We start from the raw sequence: 26,623 nt of genomic DNA on the forward strand, positions 1-26,623 counted from the left end.
TAATGGTTAATTACTCTCTGCTACCTCTTTATCCTCTTTCTTTTTAACTAGGGTGATTTTCTTAGGTAATGTAATCACAAACTCAGTACCCTTACCAACCTCACTGGTAAGGTCAATCTTACCGCCATGTTTTTCAACGATACCGTATGTAATAGACATACCCAAGCCGGTTCCTACTCCTACCTCTTTGGTGGTGAAGAAAGGCTCCCAAATTCGATTCTTAATCTCATCTGGTATACCAATTCCATTATCCTTGATTCTCACATATACTTCATTATCAGCTTCCTCCGTATAAATGGTAATCTCAGCATCTTTTTTCTCATCAGGCATGGCTTGAACCGCATTATTCAGGATATTCATGAATACCTGGTTTAACTGACCAGGATAGCACTCAATGTCGTGCATACTTTCGTCGTAATGCTTGGTGATTTCAATTTTACCTTTTGTTTTATTTCTAAGTAGCGTAAGTGTTGCATCAATATTTTCGTTGACATTAGCATTCTTCGCTTCCTCCTCATCCAGTCTGGAGAATACACGCAGACCTTTCACAATTTCGATGGTTCGCTGTACCCCGTAATTGATGTCATTGATCAGGTCATCCAGCTCATCTACAATCTCATCATATTCATGCTCCTCTTTGAGCTCCTTCACTGATTCCAGCACCTCCTTCGGATCATCTCCATCATCCAGTCTGGTATATTCTTCAGCAATATCACGCATCGCCTCAATAGACATTTTCAGGGAAACCATACCACTGGAAATAAAGTTGATCGGGTTGTTAATCTCATGCGCAATACCCGCGGTAAGCTGACCCAATGATGCCATCTTCTCTGAGTGTACCAATTGGGATTGAGCACTCTTCAATGAATTCAGTGCATTTGCCAACTCCTCTTTGGACTTCTGCTCTTTCTCGAGTGTTGCTTGTAGTTTTTTCTCCGCAAGGAATAGTTTCTCGTTATCCTGCAATTGTTTATCAGCCAGTTCTCTAATTTCCACTTCAGAATCCTGAAGTTTCTTATATGCAAGATTCAGCTCATCCTGTGCAGCAATCAATCGCTCATTAATTTTAATCTGCTCTTCAGAAGATTTGAGCAACTTAGCCTCGGATTCCTCAAGTTTCGTATTTTTCTCTTCAAGTTCTTTTCGTGAGAGATATAGTTTCTTGTTAATTAGCTTTTGTTTCTGGAAGTTGATTTTAAGCTGCTGCTCGGATTTCTTCACCTTTACAAAAGCCTTATTTGCAGAAAGGTAGTTTTCACTTGCCAGTTTTACCAATGGCCTAAATATGAAAAATCCCTGCACCAGGAAGATACCTATGAAAATAGAAAAACCAACATACTCGGCCAGTCCAATACTTGCTCCTCTGTTTTGTGCGTTGTTCACAAAATAGCTGGTGATATTGTCCATTCCCTCTTCATAGGATCGCACCGCATTCACAAGTCCTTCAATTGATTTTCTTAGAGAAATACGATTTATGTTTCCATCATCCAAAGAAAAGGTTACATCCATCACATTAGATGTATTGCTATTCATGTCAAAGAAGAGGAACTTCAGTTCGTCCTGAAGAGCAAGGTATTCGTCTGTCTGGGAGGGTTGAGAAATACTCAATTCTTCGTCTCCATTTATCAACGCCTGGTGACCTTTCACCCATTGCGGATATACTCGTCGCAGTTCATTTTTGAAATAGTCAAACTGCCCCTGGTTTCGCGCATACCCCATACCAATAGCTGCCTTTACGATTTGTTGGCCTTTAGCAGCCTGATCAGCAGAAACCTGAACAATCTGTGGATCCTGGTTGAAAGAGTCTTTAATCTCTTTCTGGAGGACAAAGACGTAATATGCAATCGCCCCTATCAAAACCAATGCCGTCAGAATATAGACATTGGAATATAAATCCTTCTTTAACATACCTTAAACATAGTTGGTTAAACTCTTATCTAGTTAATCTCTATTAGCTGAAAGAATTAAAAAAATCCTATTAGCAAGTCCCTCAAATCTATACCAAAAATAGTATTATTGGAAATATCACATTTTTATACTGATTTCCCTCTAGATACGCATAACAATAATACCTAGGCCGTTTTCGGCACTCCCCACCCTCACTAATGTAATAAAGAAAAGCATAATTTGTCTTTTAATATGTTTTTAATCTACTAAGTCTAACAAAGAACATAATTTTGCTTGCGAAAATAATTTAGGGTTGGATTGCTGGCGACCTTAATCGATTGATTATCACTACAAAGTTTTAGGTGATTAAACATTTGGTTTAATTAGTCATTAGTTCTTACTTTTCCAGCCCAAAGAAAATTGACCCCTATTTATGGATTATCTGAGGAGCTACAAAAACATTTATGACCAAAACATTATCCTGATGTTCAAGGGTGAATTAACCTTTGACCTGGTGACTGCCATGATAGGGACGTTGGAAGAAAGACTAGAGGAACTGGAGGAAAACAGAAAGGTCAAGAAGAAGTTTTATAATGTAGCCACGGAGTGTATTCAGAATTTGTATTATCACCTGGATGAAGTGAATGCTGACGATATGAAAGTAAGCAGTTATGATTCAAATTCGGCCCTAATTATGATAGCAGCTCGTAAACGCTTTTACAGTTTGCAGACAGGCAATTACATTCCTGCTGAAAAGACGAAAGAAATACAAAAACGACTTGATGATATCAATGCGGTAGATGCTGATGAGTTAAGAGCCCTTTATAAAAGAGTACTTGCAGAGCAGGAATTTTCAGATAAAGGAACCGGTGGCCTTGGGTTTATTGATATTGCTCGGAAAACGGGCGGACAAAAGCTGAGGTATAAATTTCAGCCGGTGACTGACAAGGTAAGCTATTTTACTTTTCAAATAAGGTTACCAAGGATAGAAGGATAGTACCAAAAGATTAACTTACAAACCGTAGAGGAATTTATGGAAAAAGTATTCATCGAACCAACACGAACAACACCCCTGATCAATTTTGATCCAGACGAAGGTTTGCTGGAAATGAAAGGAAGATCCAGTCCGGAAAATTCCATCCAATTCTATCAAAAGATCCTGGATAATCTCGATGAATATTGTGTCTCGGGAGGGCCCGAGTTTACAGCCAATATTGCATTTGAATATTTTAATACAAGCTCCTCAAAGTGTCTCTTTGATGTTTTCAAGCGTTTGAGTAAAATTGAAGACAGTGGGAAAAAGATTACGATTAATTGGTATTTCGAAGAGGGGGATGATGATATGATGGAAGCTGGAGAAGACTATAGTGACCTGCTGGACTTAAATTTCAACTTCTTTGAAATAGAAGAAGAAGACTTATGATCGCCTAAGATAAATGGATAAAAACCAGGAGCTTTATTATGACGAGATAAACAGTCTCAGGAAATTCAGAGCAAAGATTGAGACACATGCAATCTACAAAGAAGACCTGGACGCTTTTTCCGATGAATATGAAGAACTGGTAGCGCAAGCTAAAGTAATCACCCGTGTTTCAGACAGACTGCAGAAGAAGTTGGATAACGCCAATATGCAGATCCGTGAACAAAACGAAGAAATCAAGGATAAAAATGTGCAATTGGCTGATACTGTAACACAACTAGCCAAAGCCAAGGTGGGACGAAAAGCCTCAACCATCCTTTTAACGGTGGCAGTCGTTCTTTTCATACTGGAGCAAGTGTTTTTGGAGCCAATCATTGATCAGTTTTTTGACACCCAGTTTATCAGCTTAGGAGTTTTAGGGGTTTTGTTCCTCATTATTAAATTCTCCGAGGGTGCTCTGGAAAGCTACTTCATGAACCGGGAGAAAAAGAAGATTCTGGAAAACGAGAAAAACAATACACTGGATGTCTCTAAATCCTAAACAACAAAAGCTAGCAAAGAAGCTGACCAATGGGTTCATATTTCCTCTCTTCCTGACGAGAAGTCTACCCATGGGCTGGATAGCGGGTCTACGAATCAGAGCTCTAGACGCAGAGAAATGCACCACTTCAGTACCGTTCAAGTTTCTAAACAAGAATCCTTTTAAATCGATCTACTTTGCGGTGCAGAGTATGGCGGCCGAGCTATCTACTGCTACTCCATGTATGCTTGCCATCACCGGTAAAAAACCATCCGTCGCATTCATAATCGTAGACTTGAAGGCCAACTTTTCGAAGAAAGCCACCGGTCGTGTTTACTTCACCTGTGAAGACGGATCAAAAGCATTTGAAGCAGTAGAAAAATGTATTGAAACAGGCAAATCTGCTGAAGTTACGTTAAAGACAGTAGGAAAAATGAAAGATGGCACTGTGGTTTCCGAGTTTGAATTCACCTGGTCATTCAAGCAACGCAAATCATAGGTCTTTCAATAAGACATTGGCTTCACTTTTCTTCCACTTGCTTTCAATCTGCTCAAGTGCTTCTTCAATCGCAACGAAAGCTTTCGACTTTCTAGGATCAAAATCACCCATCCCCTCCTTCTCGTACTTATCAAGAATGGTATGCAGATCCATTTTATGAATATCAAAACTAGGCTGATACGCAATTTCATCGGCCTCTACCCGAGTGATGAGTCCGGATCGTTCAAGATCATAGCAAATATCCGCCAGGTATCTACGTGGAATATTTATCATTCCCCCCAAATCATTCATTGAAATCGGACCTCCTCCTTTTTCAAATTTCTTTACCACCCGGTAGAGCAAAAGAAGCACCAGTTTTTTCCTGTGATTGAAGCTGATTTTCAGTTTTTCCGAATTCATTTCCCACTGATCAATATACTGAGCTCCATAACATATCTCTGCCCCAAACAACACAATCAGCCAGCTAATCTGCAACCAAATCAGAAACAATGGAAGGAAAGCAATACTTCCATAAATCGCATGGTAACGAGCAAACGCAAACTGCAAGGAAATAAAAGCCTGTTGGTTTAATTGATATAAGGTGCCAGCCACAATTCCTGCGAAAAGTGCCGGCCAAAACTTGACTCGGGTATTGGGAAATATTAAGTAGATGCCAAAAAGCAACAACCATAAAATCGTGTATGGAAGCAGCTTTAAGAGAAAGATGATGCCCGATTTCAACTGGCCTAAGAATTCCAGATTAGTCACAAAACCCTGAATGGTGTCTTTCACAAAAATTGTAGCACTACTTGCCACAATGAGCAATACCGGGCCAAGCAAAATCACAGCTACATAATCCGAAATCTTTCGCTCCCACCTTCTGTTTTTCTTAATATCCCACATGTCATTGAACGCATTTTCAATGTTCATGAGCAATCGAATGACTGTATAAATAAGAAATACTGCTGATGCTCCAACTACAATGCCCCCACTTTGGGTATCGAGCATTTTATCCACAAATGGTTGTACCTGGTTCAGGACTTCCGTTTGACCTGAAAAGTACCTTTCAAGTTCCTTTTCCATCAATTCACGGATACCAAATACTTTCGCTATGCCAAATATCAAAGCAAGAACAGGAACAAGGGAAAGCATAGACAGATAAGTAAGGGCCGAGGCTTTTTCAGCACATTTGTCTACAATAAATTCCTTGATCGCTATTACCCAAATACGGATAAACCCAAAAAGGAAACGCTTTCGCTTAGGAAGTGATTTGAGTCTGATACGCCACAGATCTACTTCTATGAACTGACGAACCTGATTCAGCTTTTTTGTCATTGAATCGTGATTTTGGCGAAAAGATAAGGAAAACCTCCACAGCAACTCCCTGTGAGACAAAAGAAAAAGGGGCTGAGAGCCCCCTTTTCACCTAATCACCTGTAAAAAATCACCTATCATCCTATGACATGAAGATATATACGATATAACAACCGTTTCTGCATGTCCCCTACTTAAGCTTTTCTTAATTCGAGAATCGTAATCTCTGGCAATATGCCAATTCGACCAGGGTATCCAATAAATCCATAGCCACGATTAACATATAGTGATTGATCTCCTTCCTGATAATGATCCGCCCACTGCTTGTACCTGTATTGAACCGGGCTCCATCTGAAATCTCCTATTTCCACCCCAAACTGCATACCATGTGTATGGCCAGCAAGCATCAAATCAATATCCGGGTAGCTGGGTCTTATCTGCGCATCCCAATGGCTGGGGTCATGAGAGAGTAGCAGTTTGTATGGCTTACCCTCTGCCCCCTTTATTGTCTCCACCATATTGCCATATTTGGAAAAGCGCCCTGCACCCCAATTCTCACATCCAAGAATCGCTATTTCCTCTCCATCTACCTTTATCGTTCTGTTTTCATTTAATAGCAGATCGTAACCCATATAGGCGTGCATTTCGTGTAGCTTTTTAATGTCCTTTTGTTTGGCTACTTCAGATGACCAATTGGTATAATCACCATAATCGTGATTCCCCATCACAGAAAAAACCCCCAATGGTGCTTTTACCCGCTTGAAAATATCAAGGTAGTCTTTAGCCTCATCACTTCGGTTGTTCACCAGGTCACCTGTAAAGAAGGCGATATCTGGTTTTTCACCCAATAGCATATCTACTCCTCCCTCCACGGCTGTTTTATTAAAAAAACTACCGGTGTGAATGTCCGAAATCTGAGCTACTCGAATTCCATCAAATGCTTTTGGTAGATTGGGTGAATAAATCACCCGCTTGCGTATTCGATAATCGTGTGCTCCTGAAATCACACCAAAAGACATGGTGGCAATTGGAATAGCTCCTGCAATCAAAGCAGACTTCTGCATGAAATCGGATCGTGAAGTAGAGTGATCCTCTTCGGTGAATGGAAAGATATTGACTAACCAGGTTATCCCTCTTCTTATATCATCAAGAAGCAAAAAGACGGCACTAAAAAGCTTACCGATAAAGAGTACAAAAAAGAAAGTTGTGATATATAGTCGGAGGTTTTGAAATTGCTTAGGATCAATTTGCCTATACAAAAGGACACCTGCTAAAGAGCCTATACTCAATACCCAATAGGCAATCCAAATGGTCTTTCTCCAGGCCGGACTTAGGCTCTCTGTCAATGACCGAACGGCCACAAAAACATAGATGTCCAGAACCAGGTAAACGGACACCAAAAAGAAGACAAAATACACTCGACTCATATCACAAAAAATCCCCCCGGAAACCGAGGGGATATACTATTAACTTAAACCTAACCGACGATTAATTCTTGCGAAGAATAAATACATTAATGGTACAACTACTAACGTAAGGAATGTAGCAAAGGTTAGCCCAAAAATGATGGTCCATGACATGGGTCCCCAAAATGCCACATTGTCTCCGCCAAGGAAGAAATCAGCATCGTATGTACTTAAGAATTTGATGAAGTCAATATTGATTCCAACTGCCAAAGGAATTAAGCCGAGGATGGTCGTGATGGCAGTTAAGAGTACAGGACGTAATCTCGTCACACCTGCATTTATAATTGCTTCTTTTATTTTCTCCATCGAAAGCTTATCTACTCCTGTTTCTGCCCTCAGCCTATTTCTGCTTAGTTCAATAAAGTCAATCAATACAATGGCATTGTTAACTACAATCCCGGCCAATGAAATGATACCGATCATGGTCATAATTACCACAAAGTTCATCTTGAAAATAACGAGTCCAAGAAAAACTCCAATGGTACTGAAGAGTACCGACATCATGATAATGAACGGGGTTGTAACCTTATTGAACTGCGATACAATGATGAGGAATATGGTGAATACGGCTATCATCAATGCTGTGCTCAAGAACTCAAATTCTTCTGCTTGTTTTTCCTGTTCTCCACCAAACTTAAATTCATAGCCCGGAGGCATATCAAAGTCAGCCAGCAATTCTTTGATATCATTGTTGATCTGTGTTGGGTTGTATCCCGCCTCCACATTTGAACTAATGATTACTTGTCTTCTTAAATCCTGACGTTTAATTGATCCATAGGTCGATGAAAGCTCAGCTTGCGCAACCGAAGAAATCGGCACACTTTTCATCTGACCGGAGGTCTGATCCCTAAACACAATACTCTTATTCATCAAAGCATCAATATCGTAGCGATACTCATCTTTCAACCTCAACTGGATTTCATAGTCATCCTCTCCTTCTTTGTACTTCGATATTTCTTTTCCGAATAGTGCAGTTCTGACCTCCATGGCAATACTGGAAGTAGACAACCCGAAACGTCTGGCTTTCTCCCGATCAATATTAACCACCAATTCAGGCTTACCTGTCTGTAGATCTGTCTTTAGCTTCTCTATTCCCTGAATACCGGATTCATTGATCAGATTTTTCATATCCTCAGTAATCTCAATCAATGTGGCATACTCTTTACCGGAAACTTCAATACTAATGGGCTTACCTGTTGGAGGCCCATCTGAGTTTTGGTCAACCGTGACAGCCACTCCGGGATAGTCTCCAACTGACGCTCTTATTTCGTTCAAAATCTGCTTCGTATCAATTCCACCTCGATTTTTGAACTCCACGAAATTTACTGTTATACGTGCCTTATTTGGTGTATCCTGCTCACCAAAAGCTGATGGGTCGTTCGGATCAGATGTCCCGGAACCAACGTTGGCAATAACAGATTCTACGATGCTTTCGTAAGGCTTCACCAGATCAATGACTTTCTTTTCAATTTTCTGTGTGAAGTCATTGGTGGTTTCAATGTCAGTTCCAACCGGAAACTCAATGAACACATTGACATATAGAGGATCCGTTTTAGGGAAATATTCCAGGTTTGGCTTGGACGGTGACATGAGCACTGAACCAAAAACCCCAATCGAAACAACCATCAGAACAACCGTACCCCAGAAGAACAAGTAAGGATGCCATCCTTTAATCGCAAACTTCAAGGTGCTCTTATATATTCCCTCAATCTTTGGAAGGAAGTTTTGAAATCTTCTGGAAAGTGGTGTTAACACATAAATGTTCAGGAAGGTAATTGCTCCGGAAATGATGAGCAGATTAGATAACACTGTCACCTGTGCGAAAGCGAGTAATATCCCTACTCCAATCGCCACAGAGGCAAAAATCAACACACGCTTCTTTCTGATTTCTCCTGTATCTACTTTCATGAAAGATTTGATTAATACAGGATTGATCACCAATGCTACAAAAAGTGAAGAACCAAGTGTAATCATTAATGTGATCGGCAGATACTTCATGAACTCTCCCATGATACCAGGCCAGAAAGCCAATGGAAGGAAAGCTGCCAGCGTGGTTGCTGTAGAAGCGATAATTGGAAGTGCAACTTCTCCAACACCATTTTTTGTAGCCTCAAAAGCTGAAAGTCCTTCCTCTCTCAATCGGTAGACATTCTCCACTACCACGATTCCATTATCCACGAGCATACCTAATGCCATGATCAGGGAGAATAACACCATCATGTTGATAGTGATACCAAACATGCCCAAAATCATGAATGAGATAAACATTGATAATGGAATAGCAATACCTACGAACAAGGCATTTCTAGGTCCTAAAAAGAAAAGCAAAACCAGTACAACCAGGATCACCCCGGATATGATGTTGTTCTCCAGGCTGTCCACCATGTCGCGCGTTTGTTGCGACTGATCGTTTGTTTTCGTTACAATCAAATCTTCTGGGAAGATCTCTTCTCTGGCATTTTCCAAAATCGCATTGATCTTTTCTGTCGCGATCAACAGGTTTTCACCACTTCGCTTGATTACATCCACCATCACTACCGGGTTCTGGTAGAGACGCGCGTAGCTTTTCTTCTCTACATAGTCAAATGAAACATCTGCGATATCTTTCAGATATACGATGTTCCCATTTTCCGCTTTTACAACCACTTCCAGAATCTCCGTCGGTTCTTCAAATTCACCGACCACACGGATAGTTCGTCTGATATCTCCTTCTCTGTATGTTCCCCCGGATAAAGTAATGTTTTCGCTGGCTACTGCCTGCTCGATATCTCCAAAATTTACCTGACGTGCCTCCATCTGATATGGATCGACACTTATCCTCACTTCGCGCTCATCAATTCCTCTGATCTCCACTTTCGATATCTCTGACAGCTTTTCTATTTCCTCTTCCAGGTATTCCGCATATTCATTCAGATCGGTCATGCTATAATCACCTGACAGGTTGATGTTTAGAATCGGAAACTCTGAAAAGTTCATGTCAAACACATTCGGATCTTGCTCCAGATCTGATGGCAACTCTGGCTTAGCTCTGTCCACCGCATCTTTCACCTTTGTGAGGGCGTCCTCTACGTCCGTTTCGGGTGTAAATTCAACGATGATGGTAGAATAATCCTGAACGGAAGTTGACTTGATCAAATCCGCCTCAGAAATAGAATTGAGTTCATTCTCAATCGGTCGAGTGATCAGGTTTTCCATATCCAAAGGCGAGTTGCCCGGGTATGGAGTTCCTACATAGACCACTGGTTGCCTAATCTCCGGAAAACTTTCCTTTGGAAGGCTGATATACGAAAACAAACCCGCGGCTATTACAATGAATGTAAGCACATAAACCGTGGTTCGGTTTTTCAAGGAGAGGGTGGTTAGACCAAACTCCTTTTGTGTTTTAATATCTTTTAATTCTTCTGACATATCTAATTGAATTAAAGATTCAGCTTATTGAACGATAGACACTTGAACTCCCTCTGACAAATCCCTGTGACCCTTTACTACCACCTTATCACCTTCACTCAGTCCTGAGTCCACTTCGGTCTTCAAATTATGAGAGGCTCCTAGCTTCACTTGCCTTTTGGTAGCCACCTGATCCCCCTCTTTATTAGTGATTACATACACATAGTTTCCTCCATTATCCCCCTGAATAACTTCTGTAGGTACCACCAATGCCTGATCATTTCTGTAGTCGACCAGTCGCAATACCACAACCTGGTTCGGTTGTGCCGGGAAGTCCAATTTTGGCAACTCAACCTCAAGTTCGAAGGTTCTGTTGTCTGTTTTAATGGTTTGTCCAACAGATTTGATTTTTGATTTGATTCGCTTATCCTGCGAAGGAAAATACACCTCTACCTCCTGGTTCGGTGAAAACTTACCCAGGAATGACTCTGAAACATCTGCTGAAATGTACACTTCATCAGGATTGACTAATCTTACAAGCGGTAGCCCCGGTTGAGCCACCTCTCCAACTTTTGCCGGAATATTATCAACAATCCCACTAAATGGAGCTTTCACAATCATCATATCAAGCTGAGACTGTAATACAGCCAATTGACTCTCCAATGTTTCTTTATTGGCCTTTGCTTCCAGGTAACGCACTTCTGTGCCAATGTTTTTCTTCCAAAGACGTTCTTGCCTTTCGAAAACTTCACTTGCAAGATCCAGCTGTGCTTTCGTTTGCTTGATATTATTCCTAACCACATCGGTATCCAGAGAGACCAACACTTGTCCTCTTGACACTCTTTGGCCTTCCCTCACATGGATCGCTTCTATTTTTCCCATGCCTTCGGCAGAAAGCAAGACATTCTTCTTCGACTCAACCGCCCCTCTGATCTCCACCGAATGAGTAAAGGTTTTTTTTGCCAATGTCTCTACCGAAACAAGAACTGATGATTTCTTCTGATTGAAATCAGGATCCTCTGCCTTGATTTCCTCTTCCAACTTGGCAATTTTAGCTTTGAGTTCGATGGATTGATCCTGAAGTTCTTTCAGTTCATTCTTCTTAGCAGCAATCCCTTGCTCGCCAGATGCACTGCCACAAGCCACCGCAATAGCAGATAGAATAGTAAGTGTGATTATGTAGTTGATCTTTTTCATGTGAGTAGTCAGTTTTTTATCGTCAACATTTCGCAAGAGCGATGTGATCTTCGATTTCATGATCTTAGTTTTTATAAAGAGTTCCTAGTGCTTTTTTAAGTTCGATTTGTGAAGTGATGGCCTGATACAGGGCATTGAGGTAGTTGGTCTGTGCTTCCTTCAATGATGCATCTGCATCGATAACTTCCAGATTGGACCCCACTCCTTCCTGATACTTCACTTTGGAAATATCATACACCTCCTGGGCCAGCTCCACATTTTGTTTTTGTACTTCCAGTGTTTCCATCTGACTGTTCAGGTTGATCTTAGATTGCTCTATTTCCAGATCTATGCTTTTTTCCACATATGACATCTGGTTTTCAATCTGCTTTACCTGCAATCTGTTTTGCTGGATTTTATTGCTTTTCAAAAAACCATCGAATATTGGAATGGATGCGGTAATTCCTATAGCTCCATTATCCAACCACCTTCTGGATACAAAGAGATCACTCCCAGTAGCCGCGGCGGTATTCCAGCCATATCCAAATCGGGCATAGAGCTTTGGTAGGTATTGAACCTTATTGTTTTTCATATCCAGATACGCTAGGTTTCTGTTGGTCTGCAATTGGGAATACTCAATCCTCTGGTTATAATCAAAATTATCCACAGGTACCACTGGCACACTCACCTCAACTTCTTCGAGTTGTTCAGTCAACTCTATTGGCTGATTCAAATTCATTCCCATCTGAAACTTCAATAATTTCCGGCTTACATCCTTTAACTGCCTAGCCTTACTCAATTCAACTTTCAAATTATTATGGTTGACACGAATCCTATCCACGTCCACCTTTTCAGCAAAACCAGCTTCATACATCTCCCTTGTTTCATTCAAAAGAGTATCCAGACGATTGATATTTTTCTCGAGTAGCTCCAGCTGTTCTTCTGCAATTAACGCATTGTAATATGCCTTGCTTACAGTTTCTACGATATCAATCTTGGACTTTTGATGTTCTTTTGTAGAAAGCTCTTTGTAAGTTCTTGCAGCTTGAAGCCCGACAAAATACGATCCATCGAAAATAAGTTGATCAACACCAAGTCCTATGTTTCCATCATATTTTTGCTGAAACGAAACTTCGATATCCTCTGTCGCTCCTCCTGAGCCCCCAGGGAATGAATTAGGATCTAACAAGCTTTTCTGTGGCTCGAAATTATAGTTCAATCCCCCATTAACGTTAGCTTGAGGAAGCCCCATTGAAATGGTTTTTCTAACCTCCGCTTCTGCTATTTCCCTGTCTAATTGTTTAATCTTAAGCTGCTCATTGTTTTCCAAAGCGTAGCTGATACAGTCTTCCAGTGTTAGATCAATCGGCTCTTGCGCATCCAATTTCATCGCAAAGCCAATTAATAGTAATGATGTGAGTAGTCCTTTCATAAAATTAGCGTGTGATATTTGTAGATATTAGTTGCATGTATTCTTCATACTTCTTTCTTCCCTTTTCCGTAAGCAATCCATGTATGAAATGATCCAGGATTTGAAGCTGAACAGTCGGGAAATCAAATTCTTCTCTTGGGAAAATGCGGGTATTGAACACCAACTGAACCCCCTCTACTCGCAAAATAGAAAGCACTTTTGCATCCAGTCCATCGCGAAAGAGTCCTTCCACCTTTCCTCTCTCAATGTTCTTCTCGATGTGTCCTCGAATAATAGAATGCTTGAATTCGAGGTACTTATCCCATGCCGCCCCATGATATTTCTGCATGTCATATAGCAATGATGGATTCATTCGAAAAACATGTTTACGTAAGCATTGTGACACAAGTAGAATTTCATGGATGGCATCAGTGGCCTCCTTATCAATCTCCTCAAATTCCGAAGCTTCTTTCTCAAAATGATTCTTTGCTACCTCGGAAACCAGGCTATCCTTATTATCAAAATATTGATACAAAGTTTTTTTAGACATAGAAGCTGCCCTGGCCACATCATCCATGGTTACACTTCGGATTCCGTATTGGATAAATAACTCCTCCGCACTATTCAATATTTTTTCTTTCGCTTCCAATGCTAATTTTCTGTTAATAAACCGTTAATACTTTGGAAACTTTAATAACAACTAAAGTTTCCGTCGTGCAAATCAACGAAGAGCGAGGAGAATAGTTCGCTTTTTTTCAACTTTTTTTTCAGCACATGGAAAATGAACCTATTTTCATGTCCTCATGACGAAAGTGGATGCACCAAATGGACAGCTTGTCTATACCAGGTATGGTAATGGAGACAATATTTTAATTGCTTTCCATGGATTTGGACAAGACAAAAATATTTTTAGTTCCTGGGGAAAAATCCTGGAAGATCATTACACCATTTATGCCATCGACATCTTCTATCATGGAGACAGCTATCGAGATTTCGGGAAACTTTCCAAGAAGGAATGGAACACCTACCTGGAAGCGTTCTTACTGAAAGAGCAAATTGACAGATTTTCTGTTTTAGGTTACAGTTTAGGCGGACGATTTGCCATAGCCTCCACCTTGGCATTCCCAAAAAGAATTGATGAATTGATCCTTATCGGTCCGGATGGTGTTTTTCTAACGATTTGGTTCAAATTATTGACTAACCGATCAATTAAGTGGCTATTTAAATACCTCATGCTTCGCCCCAATAAGCTGGAGCAACTGGTTGCTCTAAATGAAAAATACAAATTAGTAAGTCCATACCTCAGTGAATTTATTAAAAAGGAACTGGGGGATGATGCAAACCGAAAGCGCGTATTTATCTCCTGGAATCATTTTAAATCGCTTGGTTATTCCAAACGTCAACTTTCCAGGCATTTCAAAAATCATTCGTTTGACAGGCGTATCATCCTTGGAAGCAAAGACCAGATCATCAAACCGAAAAAGATTTTGCCCATTATTGAAAAGATGGGTGATTTTCGTGTAAATATCCTTCCACTCAAGCATCATCAGCTGATTAAACCGGAAGTTGCTAAATTGATATTAAATAAGCTCTCGGATAAATGAAATACGCCAGTACACTGCTGATCTTACTACCTTTATTATCGCTTTCTCAGCAACCTACGAAAGAGCAAATCAAAGAAGTGGCTGATGCCAGAAAAGAAGTCAAACGCATGAAGGGTGAGCCTTTTCCTGATTTTGAATTGACAACTCTGGATGGTAAAACGTATACCAAAAAACAATTAGAGGGCGAAATATTTCTTGTGAACTTTTGGTTCACCAGGTGTAAACCGTGCATCATGGAAATGCCGGAAATGAATGAGATGGTGGAAGAGTTTAAAAATGAGGAAATTGTGTTTCTTGCTCCAACGTTTGATGATGAGCAACAAGTAAACAAGTTTATTAGTAAGCGAGTATTTGCTTATCAGTCAATTCCTGATGTCAAAGATTTTTGTCAGGAAATGAATGTTCGATCCTATCCTACTCACTTTGTAGTCAATCGAGAGGGTTTCATTGAAAAGGTTGTGATAGGATACTCAACTATGACGGTTGGCACCCTTCGAAAATCGATACGCAAATTGTTGAAATCAGAGTAAAACAAAGCTCACAAAAAGGTTAATTTTGCGGACTTCAAAACGAGGTTCCTCAATGATTCAATTCTTCCAAAATTCTGAAGACGCTGTTATCGCCGTTGGTGTTTCAGAAAAACTCTCATCCGATCAAATTGACAAACTTACCTGGCTCTTCTCTGGAGCTCAGCCAGTTGAAAAGAACGAAATAGCTGGAAAGTTCATTGGCCCAAGAAAAGAGATGATCTCTCCATGGAGTACCAATGCCTCCGATATTGCTCACAATGCTGGAATTGAGGCCATTTATAGAATTGAAACCTATATCTCTGAGGCCTCTGCCGGCGCTTTTGATCCGATGCTACAACAAGTATATGAAGGATTGGATCAGAACATTTTCACACTGGATCGAGAACCAGCACCCATTGAACACATCCATGACATAGCGACCTACAATGAGCAGGAAGGATTGGCCCTCAGCGTCGAGGAGATTGATTATCTTGAACAAGTCGCTAATGAAATTGGTCGGCCGCTAACTGACTCAGAGGTATTCGGATTCTCACAGATCAATTCCGAGCACTGCAGACACAAGATATTCAATGGCACGTTCATCATCGACGGAGAGGAACAAGAGCTTTCTCTTTTCCAGTGGATCAAGAAAACCTCGAAAGAACATCCAAATTATCTGGTTTCTGCCTACAAAGACAATGTCGCTTTCATCCAGGGATCAAAAGTGGAACAGTTTTCGCCTGCCTCTCAAGACAAACCCGATTGGTTTGACACTAAAGAATTTGAATCTGTCATCTCGCTAAAAGCAGAAACCCATAACTTCCCAACAACAGTAGAACCTTTCAATGGAGCTGCAACCGGTTCAGGCGGAGAAATTAGGGACCGGATGGCTGGTGGACAAGGAAGTATTCCATTGGCAGGAACAGCTGTATACATGACCTCCTACTCTCGACTGGAGGATGGAAGAAGCTGGGAAAAACCGGCCAGAAAGTGGTTGTACCAAACGCCTCAGGAAATTCTAACTAAAGCATCTGATGGTGCCAGCGATTTCGGTAACAAATTTGGACAGCCACTTATTTGTGGAAGCGTGCTAACCTTCGAACATGAGGAAGGTGGAAAGAAATATGGGTATGACAAAGTAATCATGCAGGCTGGTGGCATTGGTTATGGTAAGAAAAAAGAGGCTTTAAAGAAAACAGTATCAGCCGGAGAAAAAATCGTAGTGATGGGTGGTGACAACTACCGTATCGGAATGGGCGGTGGAGCCGTTTCCTCTGTTGATACGGGAGCATTCAATCAAGCACTTGAACTAAACGCGGTTCAGCGGTCAAATCCTGAAATGCAGAAGCGCGTAGCTAATGCTGTTCGTGCGATGGTAGAATTGGAAGACAATACCATTACATCCATTCATGATCATGGAGCCGGTGGGCACTTGAACTGTCTTTCAGAATTGGTGGAAGAAACCGGTGGTGTGATAGACCTGAAGAAATTGCCCGTTGGTGATGAGACCCTTTCTGCCAAAGAAATATTGGGTAATGAGTCCCAGGAGCGAATGGGATTGGTGATCAAAGATCAGGATGCAGCATACTTGAAGCGTGTTTCCGAAAGGGAAAGGGCCCCATACTATGAAGTAGGTGAAGCGGGAGACAATAATGAGCTGAAGTTTGAAAACGATGGAGAAGCCTCCCCTTTCGACCTCAAGCTGCACCATCTCTTTGGTTCATCTCCCAAAACAATTCTTGAAGATAAATCTTACAAATCCAATTTCTCAGAGGTCAACTATTCTGAGGACAGAATCGAAGAGTATCTAAATGCTGTACTTCAGTTGGAAGCAGTCGCTTGCAAAGACTGGCTTACGAATAAGGTGGACAGATGTGTTACCGGTCGAGTGGCTACTCAACAAACCTGCGGAGAACTTCAGCTACCCTTAAATAATGTGGCGGTGATGGCACTTGACTTCAAGTCCAATAAAGGCATTGCAACTTCGATAGGGCACTCTCCAGTCCCAGGATTAATAAACGCTGGTACAGGGTCTAGACTTTCCATTACTGAAGCTTTAGCGAATTTGGTTTGGGCTCCTTTGACTCACGGACTGAAAGGTGTTTCGTTGAGTGCCAACTGGATGTGGCCAGCTAAAAATGAAGGAGAAAATGCTCGCCTTTATGAAGGAGTGAAAGCGATCAGTGACTTTGCCTGCGAACTTGGGATTAACGTGCCAACAGGTAAGGACTCCATGTCCATGACTCAGAAGTATCCGGACGGAGAAAAAGTCTATGCTCCAGGTACAGTTATTATTAGTTCAGTAGCTGAAGTGTCGGATATCAACAAAACAGTTAGTCCGGCCATCGATTACAGTCAAAAGGATTCAAAAATCGTTTACATCGACTTCTCTGGGGGAGCTTTTGAATTAGGGGGATCTTCATTTGCGCAAACGCAATCCAAGTTGGGAGCCAAAACACCTGAATCCAATTCGGAGGTAGTAGCCAAAGCATTCAATGCTGTTCAGCAGTTAATCAACGAAGGTCAAGTGATAGCAGGACATGATGTTTCTGCAGGTGGTTTGATCACCACGCTACTGGAAATGAACTTCCCAAACTCCAAAGGTGGGATGGATATTGATCTTTCATCTTTAGGTGAGGATGATACTGTAAGAATTCTGTTCTCCGAAAAACCAGCCCTTATTCTTCAAATGAACCAAGATGGCATTCAATCGCTAGAAAAGTCAGGGATAAAATGGAGCGAGATTGGAAGCATCAATGACGACCGCAACCTCTCCATAGAGAATGGGGAATTCAGTCAGACATTTGACATTGAGCAAGCTCGAAACAGCTGGTTTAAAACCTCTGCATTGCTGGACATAAAGCAAACAACACCAGAAGTTTCAAAGAACCGAACAGCTAATCGGTTTAAGCAGCCACTCTCCTACTCCTTCCCAAAAAGATTTGATGGCATGGCATCCAGTTATAACCTGAACTTTAACCGCAAAGGAAAGTCCGGAGTAAAAGCTGCCATCATACGTGAGCAGGGTGTAAACTCTGATCGGGAAATGGCCTACGCATTATGGTTGGCGGGTTTCGATGTGAAAGACGTGCACATGACTGACCTGATCACCGGTCGTGAAGATTTGAGTGAGGTGAATATGATCGTTTTTGTTGGTGGGTTCTCAAACTCGGATGTTCTTGGCTCTGCTAAAGGTTGGGCTGGTTCTTTCTTATTCAATGAGAAGGCAAAAGCCGCCCTTGATGCATTTTATGCCAGAGAGGATACGTTGAGTCTAGGCGTTTGCAACGGATGTCAGCTCATGATGGAACTAGGTTTGATTTATCCTGAAATGGGAGATCAGCATCCAAAAATGCATCACAACTCCTCTGGCAAATTTGAGTGTGGATTTGTTAGTGTAGATATTGAAGAAACAAACGCTATCCTACTGGAATCCATGGTTGGCTCCAGGCTAGGGATCTGGTTGGCTCACGGAGAAGGTCAGTTCGTTCTTGAGAGTGAGGCGGACCTTAAAATACCAGTAAAGTATACTTATTCAGAATTCCCAGGCAATACAAATGGAAGCTCATTTGATACCGCAGCACTCTGTTCCGAGGACGGTAGACACCTGGCAATCATGCCCCACCTTGAACGATCATTGTTTGCCTGGAACTGGCCTTATAAGCAAGGATTGGCGTCTGCAGAAGTCTCTCCATGGATGGAACCGTTTGCTAATGCGTTTAATTGGGTAAAATCCAAAGTATAGTCTTTTGATTTAAAAAAATATCAGCTAATTTTGCCGTCCGTTTGTACGGAAGTGAAGGACAAACACTTAAAAAAATACATCCGGTATTGGCCTATGGTGTAACTGGCAACACGTCTGGTTTTGGTCCAGAAGAGTCTAGGTTCGAGCCCTAGTAGGCCAACAAGTTTTTTTTTGGAATTTAGGTGGCGAGAAGCCTGTCCCGAATAAGCGAAGCGAATTTCGGGAAGCCCTAGTAGGCCAACAAGTTCTAAAAAGAACAACAAGATCAGATCCCACCAACGCAGGTGGGATTTATTTTAGGTAAAGATGTCATCAGTAAAGATTTTCGCAGGATCCGCTCACCCGCAATTGGCAAATGCTATTGCCGATAATTATGGTAAGCCCCTGGGCAAAAGTGAAAAGCAAACCTTTAGTGATGGCGAAATGGGTGTTTACTTCACAGAATCTGTTCGAGGTTCCGATGTATTCATCATCCAGCCCACCGTCCCTCCTGCCGACAATATCTGGGAACTGCTCTTAATGATTGATGCCGCTCGAAGAGCAAGTGCAAAATATGTAACCGTGGTGGTTCCATACTTCGGATATGCGCGTCAGGACAGAAAAGACAAACCAAGAGTTTCCATCGCGGCAAAACTTGCAGCCAATGTGCTAACCTCGGCAGGCGCTGATAGAATCATGACATGTGATCTACACGCCGGACAGATACAAGGATTTTTCGATATTCCTGTAGATCACCTGGATGGGTCGGCCATCTTTTATCCGTACATCAAAAATCTTAAACTTGATAACATGATCATCGCTTCTCCTGATGTGGGAGGAACGGCTCGTGCTCGTGCATACGCCAAGCTTTTTGAGGTGGATATGGTGATTTGTGATAAACACAGAAAGCGAGCGAATGAAGTGGCATCTATGCAGGTAATCGGTGATGTAGAAGGTAAAGATGTTGTTTTGGTTGATGACATGGTAGATACAGCAGGAACGATTAGTAAGGCTGCAACACTATTAAAAGAGAAAGGCGCTAATTCCGTAAGAGCATTTGCAACACATGGTGTGCTTTCCGGAAATGCCTACAAAAATATTGAAGAGTCTGCGCTGGAAGAATTGATCATTACAGATACGATTCCTCAAAAGCAGGAGAGCTCAAAAATCAAAGTACTGACCGTGGCTGAATTGTTTGCAAAAGCCATTCGTAAGATCCACGATCACGAATCAATTAGTTCATTATTCATTAAATAATCATATTTTAAATCAAATTCAATTATGAAAACTGTTGAGATTATAGGGTATAAAAGAGCAAATCTCGGCAAGACAGAAGCGAAGCGCTTAAGAGAAGAAGGGATGGTTCCGTGCGTTGTATACGGCGGTGATCATCAGATTCATTTCTACGCTCCAATGATCTTGTTTAGAGACCTGGTATACACTGACGAAGCACACTTCGCTTTATTAACAATTGAAGGCGAACCGGAACCTTTTGAAGCTATTCTTCAGGATGTTCAGTTCCACCCGGTAAGTGAGATCATCATGCACGTTGATTTCCTACAGCTATTCCGTGGAACACCAATTAAAATGAATATCCCTGTGCACACAACAGGTACTGCACCAGGTATTCAGCAAGGAGGTAAGCTTATCAGGAAGGTGAAATATCTTCAGATTAAATCACTTCCTAAGAACATGCCAGAATACATTGAGGTAGATGTTTCCGGCCTTGGTCTTGGGAAATCCATTAAAGTAGGTGAATTGGAAGTAGGAGAATACGAAATCCTTAATAGTCCGCTTGTGACCATTGCAGGTATCGAGGTACCTAGAGCACTGAAAGGAAAAGAAGATGAGGTAGAAGACGAAGAAATGGAAGGAGAAGAAGGAGAAGAAGCAACTGCAGAAGGTGGAGATGCACCAGCAGCAGAAGCTCCGGCAGAATCTTAATTCATTTCAAAATATCTATTTTAATCCCGACCTTCGCGTCGGGATTTTTTTTGCTTTTTAAAATTTATGAAATACTTAATCGTAGGACTTGGAAATATAGGCCCTGAGTATGAACTCACGAGGCATAATATCGGATTCCTGGTTCTTGATCGAATGGCTGATCAGGAAGGTACCAAGTTTGAAATGAACAAACTTGCCTATACCACGGAGCTAAAGCACAAAGGACGCACCCTGCACCTGATCAAACCAACTACTTACATGAACCTAAGTGGAAAGGCGGTCAATCATTATTTACAACACCACAAAATCGCAAAAGAAAATCTATTAGTTATCACAGACGATATCGCCCTTCCTTACGGTAAAATTCGTCTTAAACCCAAAGGATCAGCCGGAGGTCACAATGGGCTTAAAAACATTGAACAGCTGTGTGGTGGTGCAAACTATCCTCGCTTGCGTTTTGGTGTTGGAGATCACTTCCACAAGGGCCAACAGGTTGATTACGTTCTTAGTCCATTTTCGAAAGAAGAGATGGATGAGCTGGTGTTAAACATGGATCGCGCCATAGATGCCATCAAGTCTTTTTGCACCATCGGCATGGAGCGCACGATGAATCATTTTAACTAGATGTAACCTTTCATAAAAGACAGAGTAGTTTGAAGAGATGCAACTTTTTAGTGTTTGCATTGATCCTTATTAGAACTCAACTACTCAAAATATGAAGTACTATCTGCGAATCACACTACGAAACTTCTTAAGACACAGAGTCTCCTCCCTGGTTAATCTGATAGGCCTAACAACGGGCCTAACATGTGCCTTTTTTATTTACCTATGGGTTCAGGATGAACTCAGTGTCAATAAATTTCATGAAAAAGATGACAGACTATTTAGAGTCATGGAATTTCAGACCTATTCCAATGAAATGTTTGCGACAAATTCCACTCCGGGAATACTAGCTGAGAATTTAAAAATAGATTTTCCAGACATCAAATATGCCGCCACCACTACCTGGGTGGGTAAGTCGCTTTTGTCCTACAACAATGACAAATATTTCAAAGAAGAAGGGTTTCATGTGGGTGAAGACTACTTTAATATTTTCTCGTATTCCCTATTGGCTGGCAATCCGGATGATGTTCTTAAAGATAAATCCTCTATTTGTATTTCAAGAAATCTGGCGGAGAAGTTCTTCGGTGATGTGGGAGGCGCAGTTGGCAAAACACTGAGATATGAAAATGATCGTGATTTTATTGTGACTGGAGTATTTGAAAACATTCCTAAAAACTCTACTTACCGATTCGATTTTGTGCTGCCTTTTGAGGATTACAAAGACAACAATGAATGGGTAACCAGCTGGGGGAACAATGGTCCTCACACGTATGTAATCATTGAGGAAGGTGCAAATCCTAATCAGGTTACCGAGAAAATTGCAGGCTATGTAAAAAGTAAAAACGAAGATGGCGACAGTAATGTTGATCTCTTTTTGAAGAAATATTCCGAACAATACCTGTATGGTAAATATACCAATGGTGTTCAGGATGGAGGCCGCATCGAATATGTGAGGTTGTTCTCCATTATTGCGATCTTCATTTTGATTATCGCCTGCATCAACTTCATGAATTTGTCTACCGCCAGGGCCTCAAAGCGTGCTCATGAAGTAGGTGTAAGAAAGGCCATCGGTGCAGACAGAAAAACATTGATTAGACAATTTATTGGTGAGTCGTTGCTAATCACATTCTTCTCGATGATTCTAGCCTATTTCCTGGTTCTTATTTTGCTGCCACAATTCAACTTTATCACTGATAAAGAGATTTCGCTGCAAATTACCCCTGAGATTCTGATGTTCTCCATTGGTACAGTCATCATCACCGGGCTGATGGCGGGAAGTTACCCGGCATTATACCTTACCCACTTCAACCCGGTCAAGGTCTTAAAGGGAGAAATCAAAAGTTCCGTCGGTGAAATCTGGGCTCGAAAAGGACTGGTAATCTTTCAGTTTACAATTACTATCATTCTTATCGTAGGTGTTATTGTGATCCATAAACAGACCAATTATGCCATGACAAAAAATCTTGGTTATAACAGAGATAATGTCGTATTTTTTAATCAAGAAGGAACTATACCAGAAAAGCGTGAGGCATTTTTCACGGAGCTCAGAAATATTCCTGGTGTAGCATCGGCTGCTGGCACCAGCCATACCCTACTACATCAGATGAATAATACAAGTGGATTGGACTGGCGAACGAAACAGCCTGAGGAACGCATTCTGTTTGAGAACATTCGCGTGGATCAGGAATTTCAGAAAACCATGGGAATGGAGGTGATAGCAGGTAGATGGTTCGACGATCAATTTGGTGCGGACAGCACTAAAATTGTAATGAATGGGGCCGCTGTGAAAATCATGGGTTTCACACCTGAAGAAGCCCTGGGTGAAACAATAAAGCTATGGGAAGAACATGATCTTCAGATCATAGGTGTGCTTAAAGACTTTCATTATCAATCCATTCACCGAGAAGTGGATCCGGCCTTCTTTTGGCTGGGCAATACATGGAATATCGCAGTTAGATTAGAAAAAGGTAAGGAAGTACAAGCAATGGCAGAAGTTCAGCAACTTTATGAAACATTTTGTCCGGGCTTCATATTTGAATACGAGTTTCTAGACAAAAGCTACCAGGAATTATATGAATCCGAAACAAGAATCGGGACACTTTCCTCCTACTTTGCAGGCTTTGCTATCCTCATTTCATGTCTTGGTTTATTTGGACTGGCGACCTTCACAGCAGAACGACGGCTGAAGGAAATTGGAATCAGGAAGGTATTGGGAGCATCGGTGAGCAATATTGTGATGATGCTATCCAAGGACTTTACTAAACTAGTGGCTGTATCAATCATAATTGCCATTCCTATCTCCTACTATTTCATGGACAAATGGCTTGAAGGCTTTGCTTATAAGATTAATCTAAGCTTTTGGATATTCCTTGGCACAGCAGCCATCTCGTTGATCATTGCATGGCTTACAGTAAGTTCTCAAGCACTAAAAGCGGCCCATGTTAACCCTTCAAAGTGTCTGAAAGATGAATGATTAATCCATCAGCTTTTGCTGGAAAAGTTGGCTGATCTTTCTTGAAAGAGGGCCAACTTTTCCGCTTCCTACTGCGTTTCCGTCTACTTCTACGATGGGACAAATCTCCTTAAGCGTACTGCAAATAAATATTTCATCGGCAGCAAAAAAGTCATCAACAGTGACATCCGTCACTTCTACAGAGCCAACTTGCCCTGCCACTTGCAGAACCTGCTTTCGGGTAATTCCCTCCAGAATATTTTCAGCAGGTGTTTTAAATACTCCATCCCGTACTATAAAAACATTACTACGAGACGCTTCGCTAAGTAAATTGTCTTTATGATAAATGATATCGATAGCCCCAGCTTTCATCTTTCTTCGGTGAAGGAGGTTGCTTGTGAAGTAGCTAACCGTCTTGATTTGCGGATATTCTCGCACATACTCATGTAAGATTACACTGGCATATGGTTCCGGTTGGTGATTAGACAGATCGGACTGCAGGATGAAAAATAATGGAGATAATTCCAGGTCGGAATCGCTCCCGTCGGCCAGAAGCATCAGTTTAAAACCTGCATTCGAATAGCCATTCCAATCTTTCAATGTATCCACAGCCTCTCGGATCTCATCCTGATCGATGATGTGGGATAAGCCCATAAATCGTTGAGACTTCTCAAATCGATCAAGGTGCTCCTGAATGAACGAATATTGCCCGTCTCTCATTCGAAAAAAATCGAAGACTCCAAAACCTCGATGTACACCGATGTTGTGAATGGATAGACTTACCTCCTTTTCATCTACCATCCCTCCATTGAAATAACAGTATGCCATTATGATCGAATTGAGCATTTAATTTAACACAATTGTATTTCTTTGAAGTGTGAAAGTGATCATCATTGGAGGAGGTGCTGCTGGCTTCTTTGCAGCAATTAACATCGCTGCAAAACACCCGGACTATCAGGTGACCATACTGGAAAAATCAAGCAAACTACTAAGCAAAGTCAAAGTTTCTGGTGGTGGCCGATGCAACGTCACAAATGCACGAAGTAAACCCTCAGAGTTAGTTCCTTTTTATCCAAGAGGTAACAAAAAACTGCATCCACTTTTCAAGATATTCACGACCACCGATATGGTATCCTGGCTTAACCAACGAGGCGTGGAAACTAAAGCGGAAGAAGATCAGCGCATGTTTCCGGTCACGAATGACTCACAAACCATCATTGATTGCTTTCTGAATGAAGCAAAGAAACATGAGGTGACTATTCTCCAAAATGAAGTGCTGACCCAATTGGAACAGCAAGATGATCGATGGTTGGTTCACTCAATAAACAAAACGCATGAGGCAGACAAAGTGATAGCCGCCACCGGCTCCTCCATGGCCACCTGGAAAGTGCTTGAAGAGCTTGGATTGGAGTTAACACAGCTTGTACCCTCGCTTTTCACTTTCAACATTAAAGACGCAAGAATCCGAGATCTTCAGGGCATTTCATTTGAGGAGGTGCAGGTGAAAGTCGCCGGCACTAAGCTGGAAGAACATGGCCCATTGCTGATCACACATTGGGGGTTGAGTGGGCCAGCGGTGTTGAAGCTGTCGTCCCGTGGAGCATATGAGCTGGCAGAAAAGCACTATCGATTTGATGTGCTCATCAACTTTACCGGGGTGCTAAAACCTGATGACATTAAAAAACATATTCAGGAATATACCACTTCCAACCCAAAACGAAGGGTGATCAATTATCCCCTATTTGACCTCCCCAAGCGTTTCTGGGAGCGAATAGTTAACTATTGCGGCATAGGTTCAGAAACGCCATTCATGGAGCTCTCCAAAAAGCATCTAAACAAGCTGGTGGAAGAGCTTGGGCAAGGAAGGTATGCGGTCGACGGTAAGAGTACCTTCAAGGAAGAGTTTGTGACAGCTGGCGGCATCAAACTGTCCGAAGTTGATCTCTCTACTTTTGAGTGCAAACGTTACCCAAATCTCTACCTCGCTGGTGAAGTGCTGGACATTGATGCCCTAACGGGCGGTTTTAACTTCCAGGCTTGCTGGAGTGCCGGATGGGTGATTTCAGAGTGTGTTTGAAAAGGTTTCAACCGAACCTTACCCCAAAACAAATCCCACCCCACTTGGCTGATAGAGCAGCCAACCGGTAAGGCTGTATCGACCCAAATTGGTTTGCATCACTTCGTGTGGCACATCCGCACTTTTAAACATCACGCATCGTCCGGCCACAGGATCAACAATCAGTTCTCCGTCTTCTTTGAAAATCTTTAACTCTCCCCCATCGCCTTTTTTCCAGTCTTCATTTAGGTAAATAATCACGGAAACCATGCGGTTGCTTCGCTCCTGAAATTGATCCAGGTGTTTTTTGTAATAGGTGCCCTCAGGATAATACGCCAAATGAAATTCATATCCGGATAAGCTGAGAAAGCAAAAACGATTCAGGATATTCTTCGTCTCATCGATGATTTCGAATGCTAAAGACAAATCCTTATCACGGTCTTTGTCCAACCAATAAGTAAAGTCGCCTCGAATCGATGTATCCTTTAAATTTTTATTGGATGATCCAATGCCGGCACGATCAAATTCGTCCACCTCCAGTTTATGTAAAAGGAAAGACCGCACCCGTTTATACAGGTCTTCGGGTAAAAAATCGTCTATAACGACAAAATCATTTAACGAAAGTTGATCAACCCAGTCGATCCACTTTTCCTCCGGATGGAAATTCACAAT

21 protein-coding genes and 1 tRNA gene are annotated in these 26,623 nt (G+C 41.6%); 13 read left to right on the forward strand and 9 right to left on the reverse strand.

Annotated elements, in window-relative coordinates; genetic code table 11:
- Positions 1-6: 6 nt before the first annotated feature.
- Positions 7-1,908, reverse strand: coding sequence for an ATP-binding protein (locus tag ACP14Y_RS01415; RefSeq protein ID WP_424961187.1), 1,902 nt, complete (start codon positions 1,906-1,908; stop codon positions 7-9).
- 412 nt (positions 1,909-2,320) lie between these two features.
- Here ACP14Y_RS01415 and ACP14Y_RS01420 point away from each other — a divergent pair, with 412 nt between their 5' ends.
- From ACP14Y_RS01420 to ACP14Y_RS01435, 4 genes are read left to right on the forward strand one after another with little or no spacing between them, the layout of a single operon-like run.
- The gene (locus ACP14Y_RS01420; protein ID WP_349562365.1) at positions 2,321-2,884 is read left to right on the forward strand and encodes a SiaB family protein kinase; all 564 of its coding nucleotides are present in this window, start codon (positions 2,321-2,323) and stop codon (positions 2,882-2,884) included.
- 36 nt (positions 2,885-2,920) lie between these two features.
- Positions 2,921-3,310, forward strand: a complete 390-nt coding sequence (locus ACP14Y_RS01425; RefSeq protein WP_349562366.1) for a DUF1987 domain-containing protein — start codon at positions 2,921-2,923, stop codon at positions 3,308-3,310.
- 13 nt (positions 3,311-3,323) lie between these two features.
- On the forward strand, positions 3,324-3,848 hold the full coding sequence (locus ACP14Y_RS01430) for a hypothetical protein (RefSeq protein WP_424961189.1): 525 nt from the start codon (positions 3,324-3,326) through the stop codon (positions 3,846-3,848).
- On the forward strand, positions 3,832-4,326 hold the full coding sequence (locus tag ACP14Y_RS01435) for a DUF4442 domain-containing protein (protein ID WP_424961190.1): 495 nt from the start codon (positions 3,832-3,834) through the stop codon (positions 4,324-4,326). The genes ACP14Y_RS01430 and ACP14Y_RS01435 overlap by 17 nt, the downstream gene beginning before the upstream one ends.
- Here ACP14Y_RS01435 and ACP14Y_RS01440 read toward each other — a convergent pair.
- From ACP14Y_RS01440 to ACP14Y_RS01465, 6 genes are all read right to left on the reverse strand, one after another.
- A complete protein-coding gene (locus tag ACP14Y_RS01440) occupies positions 4,321-5,640 on the reverse strand; it encodes a YihY/virulence factor BrkB family protein (RefSeq protein ID WP_424961191.1) in 1,320 nt (439 codons plus the stop codon). The genes ACP14Y_RS01435 and ACP14Y_RS01440 overlap by 6 nt on opposite strands.
- A gap of 173 nt (positions 5,641-5,813) precedes the next feature.
- Positions 5,814-7,046 (reverse strand): metallophosphoesterase, encoded by a 1,233-nt coding sequence (locus tag ACP14Y_RS01445; protein WP_424961192.1) that lies wholly within the window; start codon positions 7,044-7,046, stop codon positions 5,814-5,816.
- Positions 7,047-7,085: 39 nt separating this feature from the next.
- Entirely contained in the window at positions 7,086-10,493 is a 3,408-nt protein-coding gene (locus tag ACP14Y_RS01450) for an efflux RND transporter permease subunit (RefSeq protein WP_424961193.1), read from the reverse strand.
- 24 nt (positions 10,494-10,517) lie between these two features.
- The gene (locus ACP14Y_RS01455; protein WP_424961194.1) at positions 10,518-11,729 is read right to left on the reverse strand and encodes an efflux RND transporter periplasmic adaptor subunit; all 1,212 of its coding nucleotides are present in this window, start codon (positions 11,727-11,729) and stop codon (positions 10,518-10,520) included.
- A 4-nt stretch (positions 11,730-11,733) separates the two neighbouring features.
- Entirely contained in the window at positions 11,734-13,080 is a 1,347-nt protein-coding gene (locus ACP14Y_RS01460) for a TolC family protein (RefSeq protein WP_424961195.1), read from the reverse strand.
- Positions 13,081-13,084: 4 nt separating this feature from the next.
- On the reverse strand, positions 13,085-13,708 hold the full coding sequence (locus ACP14Y_RS01465) for a TetR/AcrR family transcriptional regulator (RefSeq protein ID WP_424961196.1): 624 nt from the start codon (positions 13,706-13,708) through the stop codon (positions 13,085-13,087).
- Between the two features lie 154 nt (positions 13,709-13,862).
- On the opposite strand from ACP14Y_RS01465, the gene ACP14Y_RS01470 reads away from it, so the two are divergent.
- From ACP14Y_RS01470 to ACP14Y_RS01505, 8 genes are all read left to right on the forward strand, one after another.
- A complete protein-coding gene (locus tag ACP14Y_RS01470; RefSeq protein ID WP_424961197.1) occupies positions 13,863-14,663 on the forward strand; it encodes an alpha/beta hydrolase in 801 nt (266 codons plus the stop codon).
- Positions 14,660-15,193 carry a TlpA family protein disulfide reductase gene (locus ACP14Y_RS01475; RefSeq protein ID WP_424961198.1) on the forward strand — a complete coding sequence of 178 codons (534 nt, stop codon included), beginning with the start codon at positions 14,660-14,662 and terminating at the stop codon, positions 15,191-15,193. The genes ACP14Y_RS01470 and ACP14Y_RS01475 overlap by 4 nt, the downstream gene beginning before the upstream one ends.
- A 52-nt stretch (positions 15,194-15,245) precedes the next feature.
- Complete coding sequence (purL, locus tag ACP14Y_RS01480) at positions 15,246-18,917, forward strand: phosphoribosylformylglycinamidine synthase (RefSeq protein WP_424961199.1); 3,672 nt, start codon at positions 15,246-15,248, stop codon at positions 18,915-18,917.
- An 87-nt stretch (positions 18,918-19,004) separates the two neighbouring features.
- Positions 19,005-19,077 (forward strand) — tRNA-Gln (locus tag ACP14Y_RS01485).
- Positions 19,078-19,223: 146 nt separating this feature from the next.
- Positions 19,224-20,153 carry a ribose-phosphate pyrophosphokinase gene (locus ACP14Y_RS01490; protein ID WP_424961200.1) on the forward strand — a complete coding sequence of 310 codons (930 nt, stop codon included), beginning with the start codon at positions 19,224-19,226 and terminating at the stop codon, positions 20,151-20,153.
- Positions 20,154-20,177: 24 nt separating this feature from the next.
- Positions 20,178-20,840: a 50S ribosomal protein L25/general stress protein Ctc gene (locus tag ACP14Y_RS01495; RefSeq protein ID WP_424961201.1), complete on the forward strand. Its 663-nt coding sequence runs from the start codon at positions 20,178-20,180 to the stop codon at positions 20,838-20,840.
- A gap of 66 nt (positions 20,841-20,906) precedes the next feature.
- Entirely contained in the window at positions 20,907-21,464 is a 558-nt protein-coding gene (gene pth / locus ACP14Y_RS01500; protein ID WP_424961202.1) for an aminoacyl-tRNA hydrolase, read from the forward strand.
- Positions 21,465-21,555: 91 nt separating this feature from the next.
- The gene (locus tag ACP14Y_RS01505; protein WP_424961203.1) at positions 21,556-23,916 is read left to right on the forward strand and encodes an ABC transporter permease; all 2,361 of its coding nucleotides are present in this window, start codon (positions 21,556-21,558) and stop codon (positions 23,914-23,916) included.
- Here the strand turns inward: ACP14Y_RS01505 and ACP14Y_RS01510 are convergent, their stop codons facing one another.
- Complete coding sequence (locus ACP14Y_RS01510) at positions 23,917-24,723, reverse strand: aminotransferase class IV (protein WP_424961204.1); 807 nt, start codon at positions 24,721-24,723, stop codon at positions 23,917-23,919.
- Positions 24,724-24,772: 49 nt separating this feature from the next.
- On the opposite strand from ACP14Y_RS01510, the gene ACP14Y_RS01515 reads away from it, so the two are divergent.
- Positions 24,773-25,972 (forward strand): NAD(P)/FAD-dependent oxidoreductase, encoded by a 1,200-nt coding sequence (locus tag ACP14Y_RS01515; protein ID WP_424961205.1) that lies wholly within the window; start codon positions 24,773-24,775, stop codon positions 25,970-25,972.
- An 18-nt stretch (positions 25,973-25,990) separates the two neighbouring features.
- On the opposite strand, the gene ACP14Y_RS01520 is transcribed toward ACP14Y_RS01515, so the two are convergent.
- The gene (locus ACP14Y_RS01520) at positions 25,991-26,620 is read right to left on the reverse strand and encodes a 2OG-Fe(II) oxygenase (RefSeq protein ID WP_424961206.1); all 630 of its coding nucleotides are present in this window, start codon (positions 26,618-26,620) and stop codon (positions 25,991-25,993) included.
- Between the last annotated feature and the right edge of the window lie 3 nt (positions 26,621-26,623).

This window comes from Ekhidna sp. (assembly GCF_965247405.1).
GTDB lineage: Bacteria > Bacteroidota > Bacteroidia > Cytophagales > Cyclobacteriaceae > Ekhidna.

Excerpts from the sequence above, each read along its gene's own strand:
- ACP14Y_RS01415 (WP_424961187.1), bottom strand. The coding sequence starts at position 1,908 with ATGTTAAAGAAGGATTTATATTCCAATGTCTATATTCTGACGGCATTG.
- ACP14Y_RS01435 (WP_424961190.1), top strand. The coding sequence starts at position 3,832 with ATGTCTCTAAATCCTAAACAACAAAAGCTAGCAAAGAAGCTGACCAAT.
- ACP14Y_RS01425 (WP_349562366.1), top strand. The coding sequence starts at position 2,921 with ATGGAAAAAGTATTCATCGAACCAACACGAACAACACCCCTGATCAAT.
- ACP14Y_RS01450 (WP_424961193.1), bottom strand. The coding sequence starts at position 10,493 with ATGTCAGAAGAATTAAAAGATATTAAAACACAAAAGGAGTTTGGTCTA.
- ACP14Y_RS01455 (WP_424961194.1), bottom strand. The coding sequence starts at position 11,729 with ATGAAATCGAAGATCACATCGCTCTTGCGAAATGTTGACGATAAAAAA.
- ACP14Y_RS01475 (WP_424961198.1), top strand. The coding sequence starts at position 14,660 with ATGAAATACGCCAGTACACTGCTGATCTTACTACCTTTATTATCGCTT.
- purL (WP_424961199.1), top strand. The coding sequence starts at position 15,246 with ATGATTCAATTCTTCCAAAATTCTGAAGACGCTGTTATCGCCGTTGGT.
- pth (WP_424961202.1), top strand. The coding sequence starts at position 20,907 with ATGAAATACTTAATCGTAGGACTTGGAAATATAGGCCCTGAGTATGAA.
- ACP14Y_RS01470 (WP_424961197.1), top strand. The coding sequence starts at position 13,863 with ATGACGAAAGTGGATGCACCAAATGGACAGCTTGTCTATACCAGGTAT.
- ACP14Y_RS01505 (WP_424961203.1), top strand. The coding sequence starts at position 21,556 with ATGAAGTACTATCTGCGAATCACACTACGAAACTTCTTAAGACACAGA.
- ACP14Y_RS01510 (WP_424961204.1), bottom strand. The coding sequence starts at position 24,723 with ATGGCATACTGTTATTTCAATGGAGGGATGGTAGATGAAAAGGAGGTA.
- ACP14Y_RS01440 (WP_424961191.1), bottom strand. The coding sequence starts at position 5,640 with ATGACAAAAAAGCTGAATCAGGTTCGTCAGTTCATAGAAGTAGATCTG.
- ACP14Y_RS01430 (WP_424961189.1), top strand. The coding sequence starts at position 3,324 with ATGGATAAAAACCAGGAGCTTTATTATGACGAGATAAACAGTCTCAGG.
- ACP14Y_RS01495 (WP_424961201.1), top strand. The coding sequence starts at position 20,178 with ATGAAAACTGTTGAGATTATAGGGTATAAAAGAGCAAATCTCGGCAAG.
- ACP14Y_RS01445 (WP_424961192.1), bottom strand. The coding sequence starts at position 7,046 with ATGAGTCGAGTGTATTTTGTCTTCTTTTTGGTGTCCGTTTACCTGGTT.
- ACP14Y_RS01460 (WP_424961195.1), bottom strand. The coding sequence starts at position 13,080 with ATGAAAGGACTACTCACATCATTACTATTAATTGGCTTTGCGATGAAA.
- ACP14Y_RS01490 (WP_424961200.1), top strand. The coding sequence starts at position 19,224 with ATGTCATCAGTAAAGATTTTCGCAGGATCCGCTCACCCGCAATTGGCA.
- ACP14Y_RS01420 (WP_349562365.1), top strand. The coding sequence starts at position 2,321 with ATGGATTATCTGAGGAGCTACAAAAACATTTATGACCAAAACATTATC.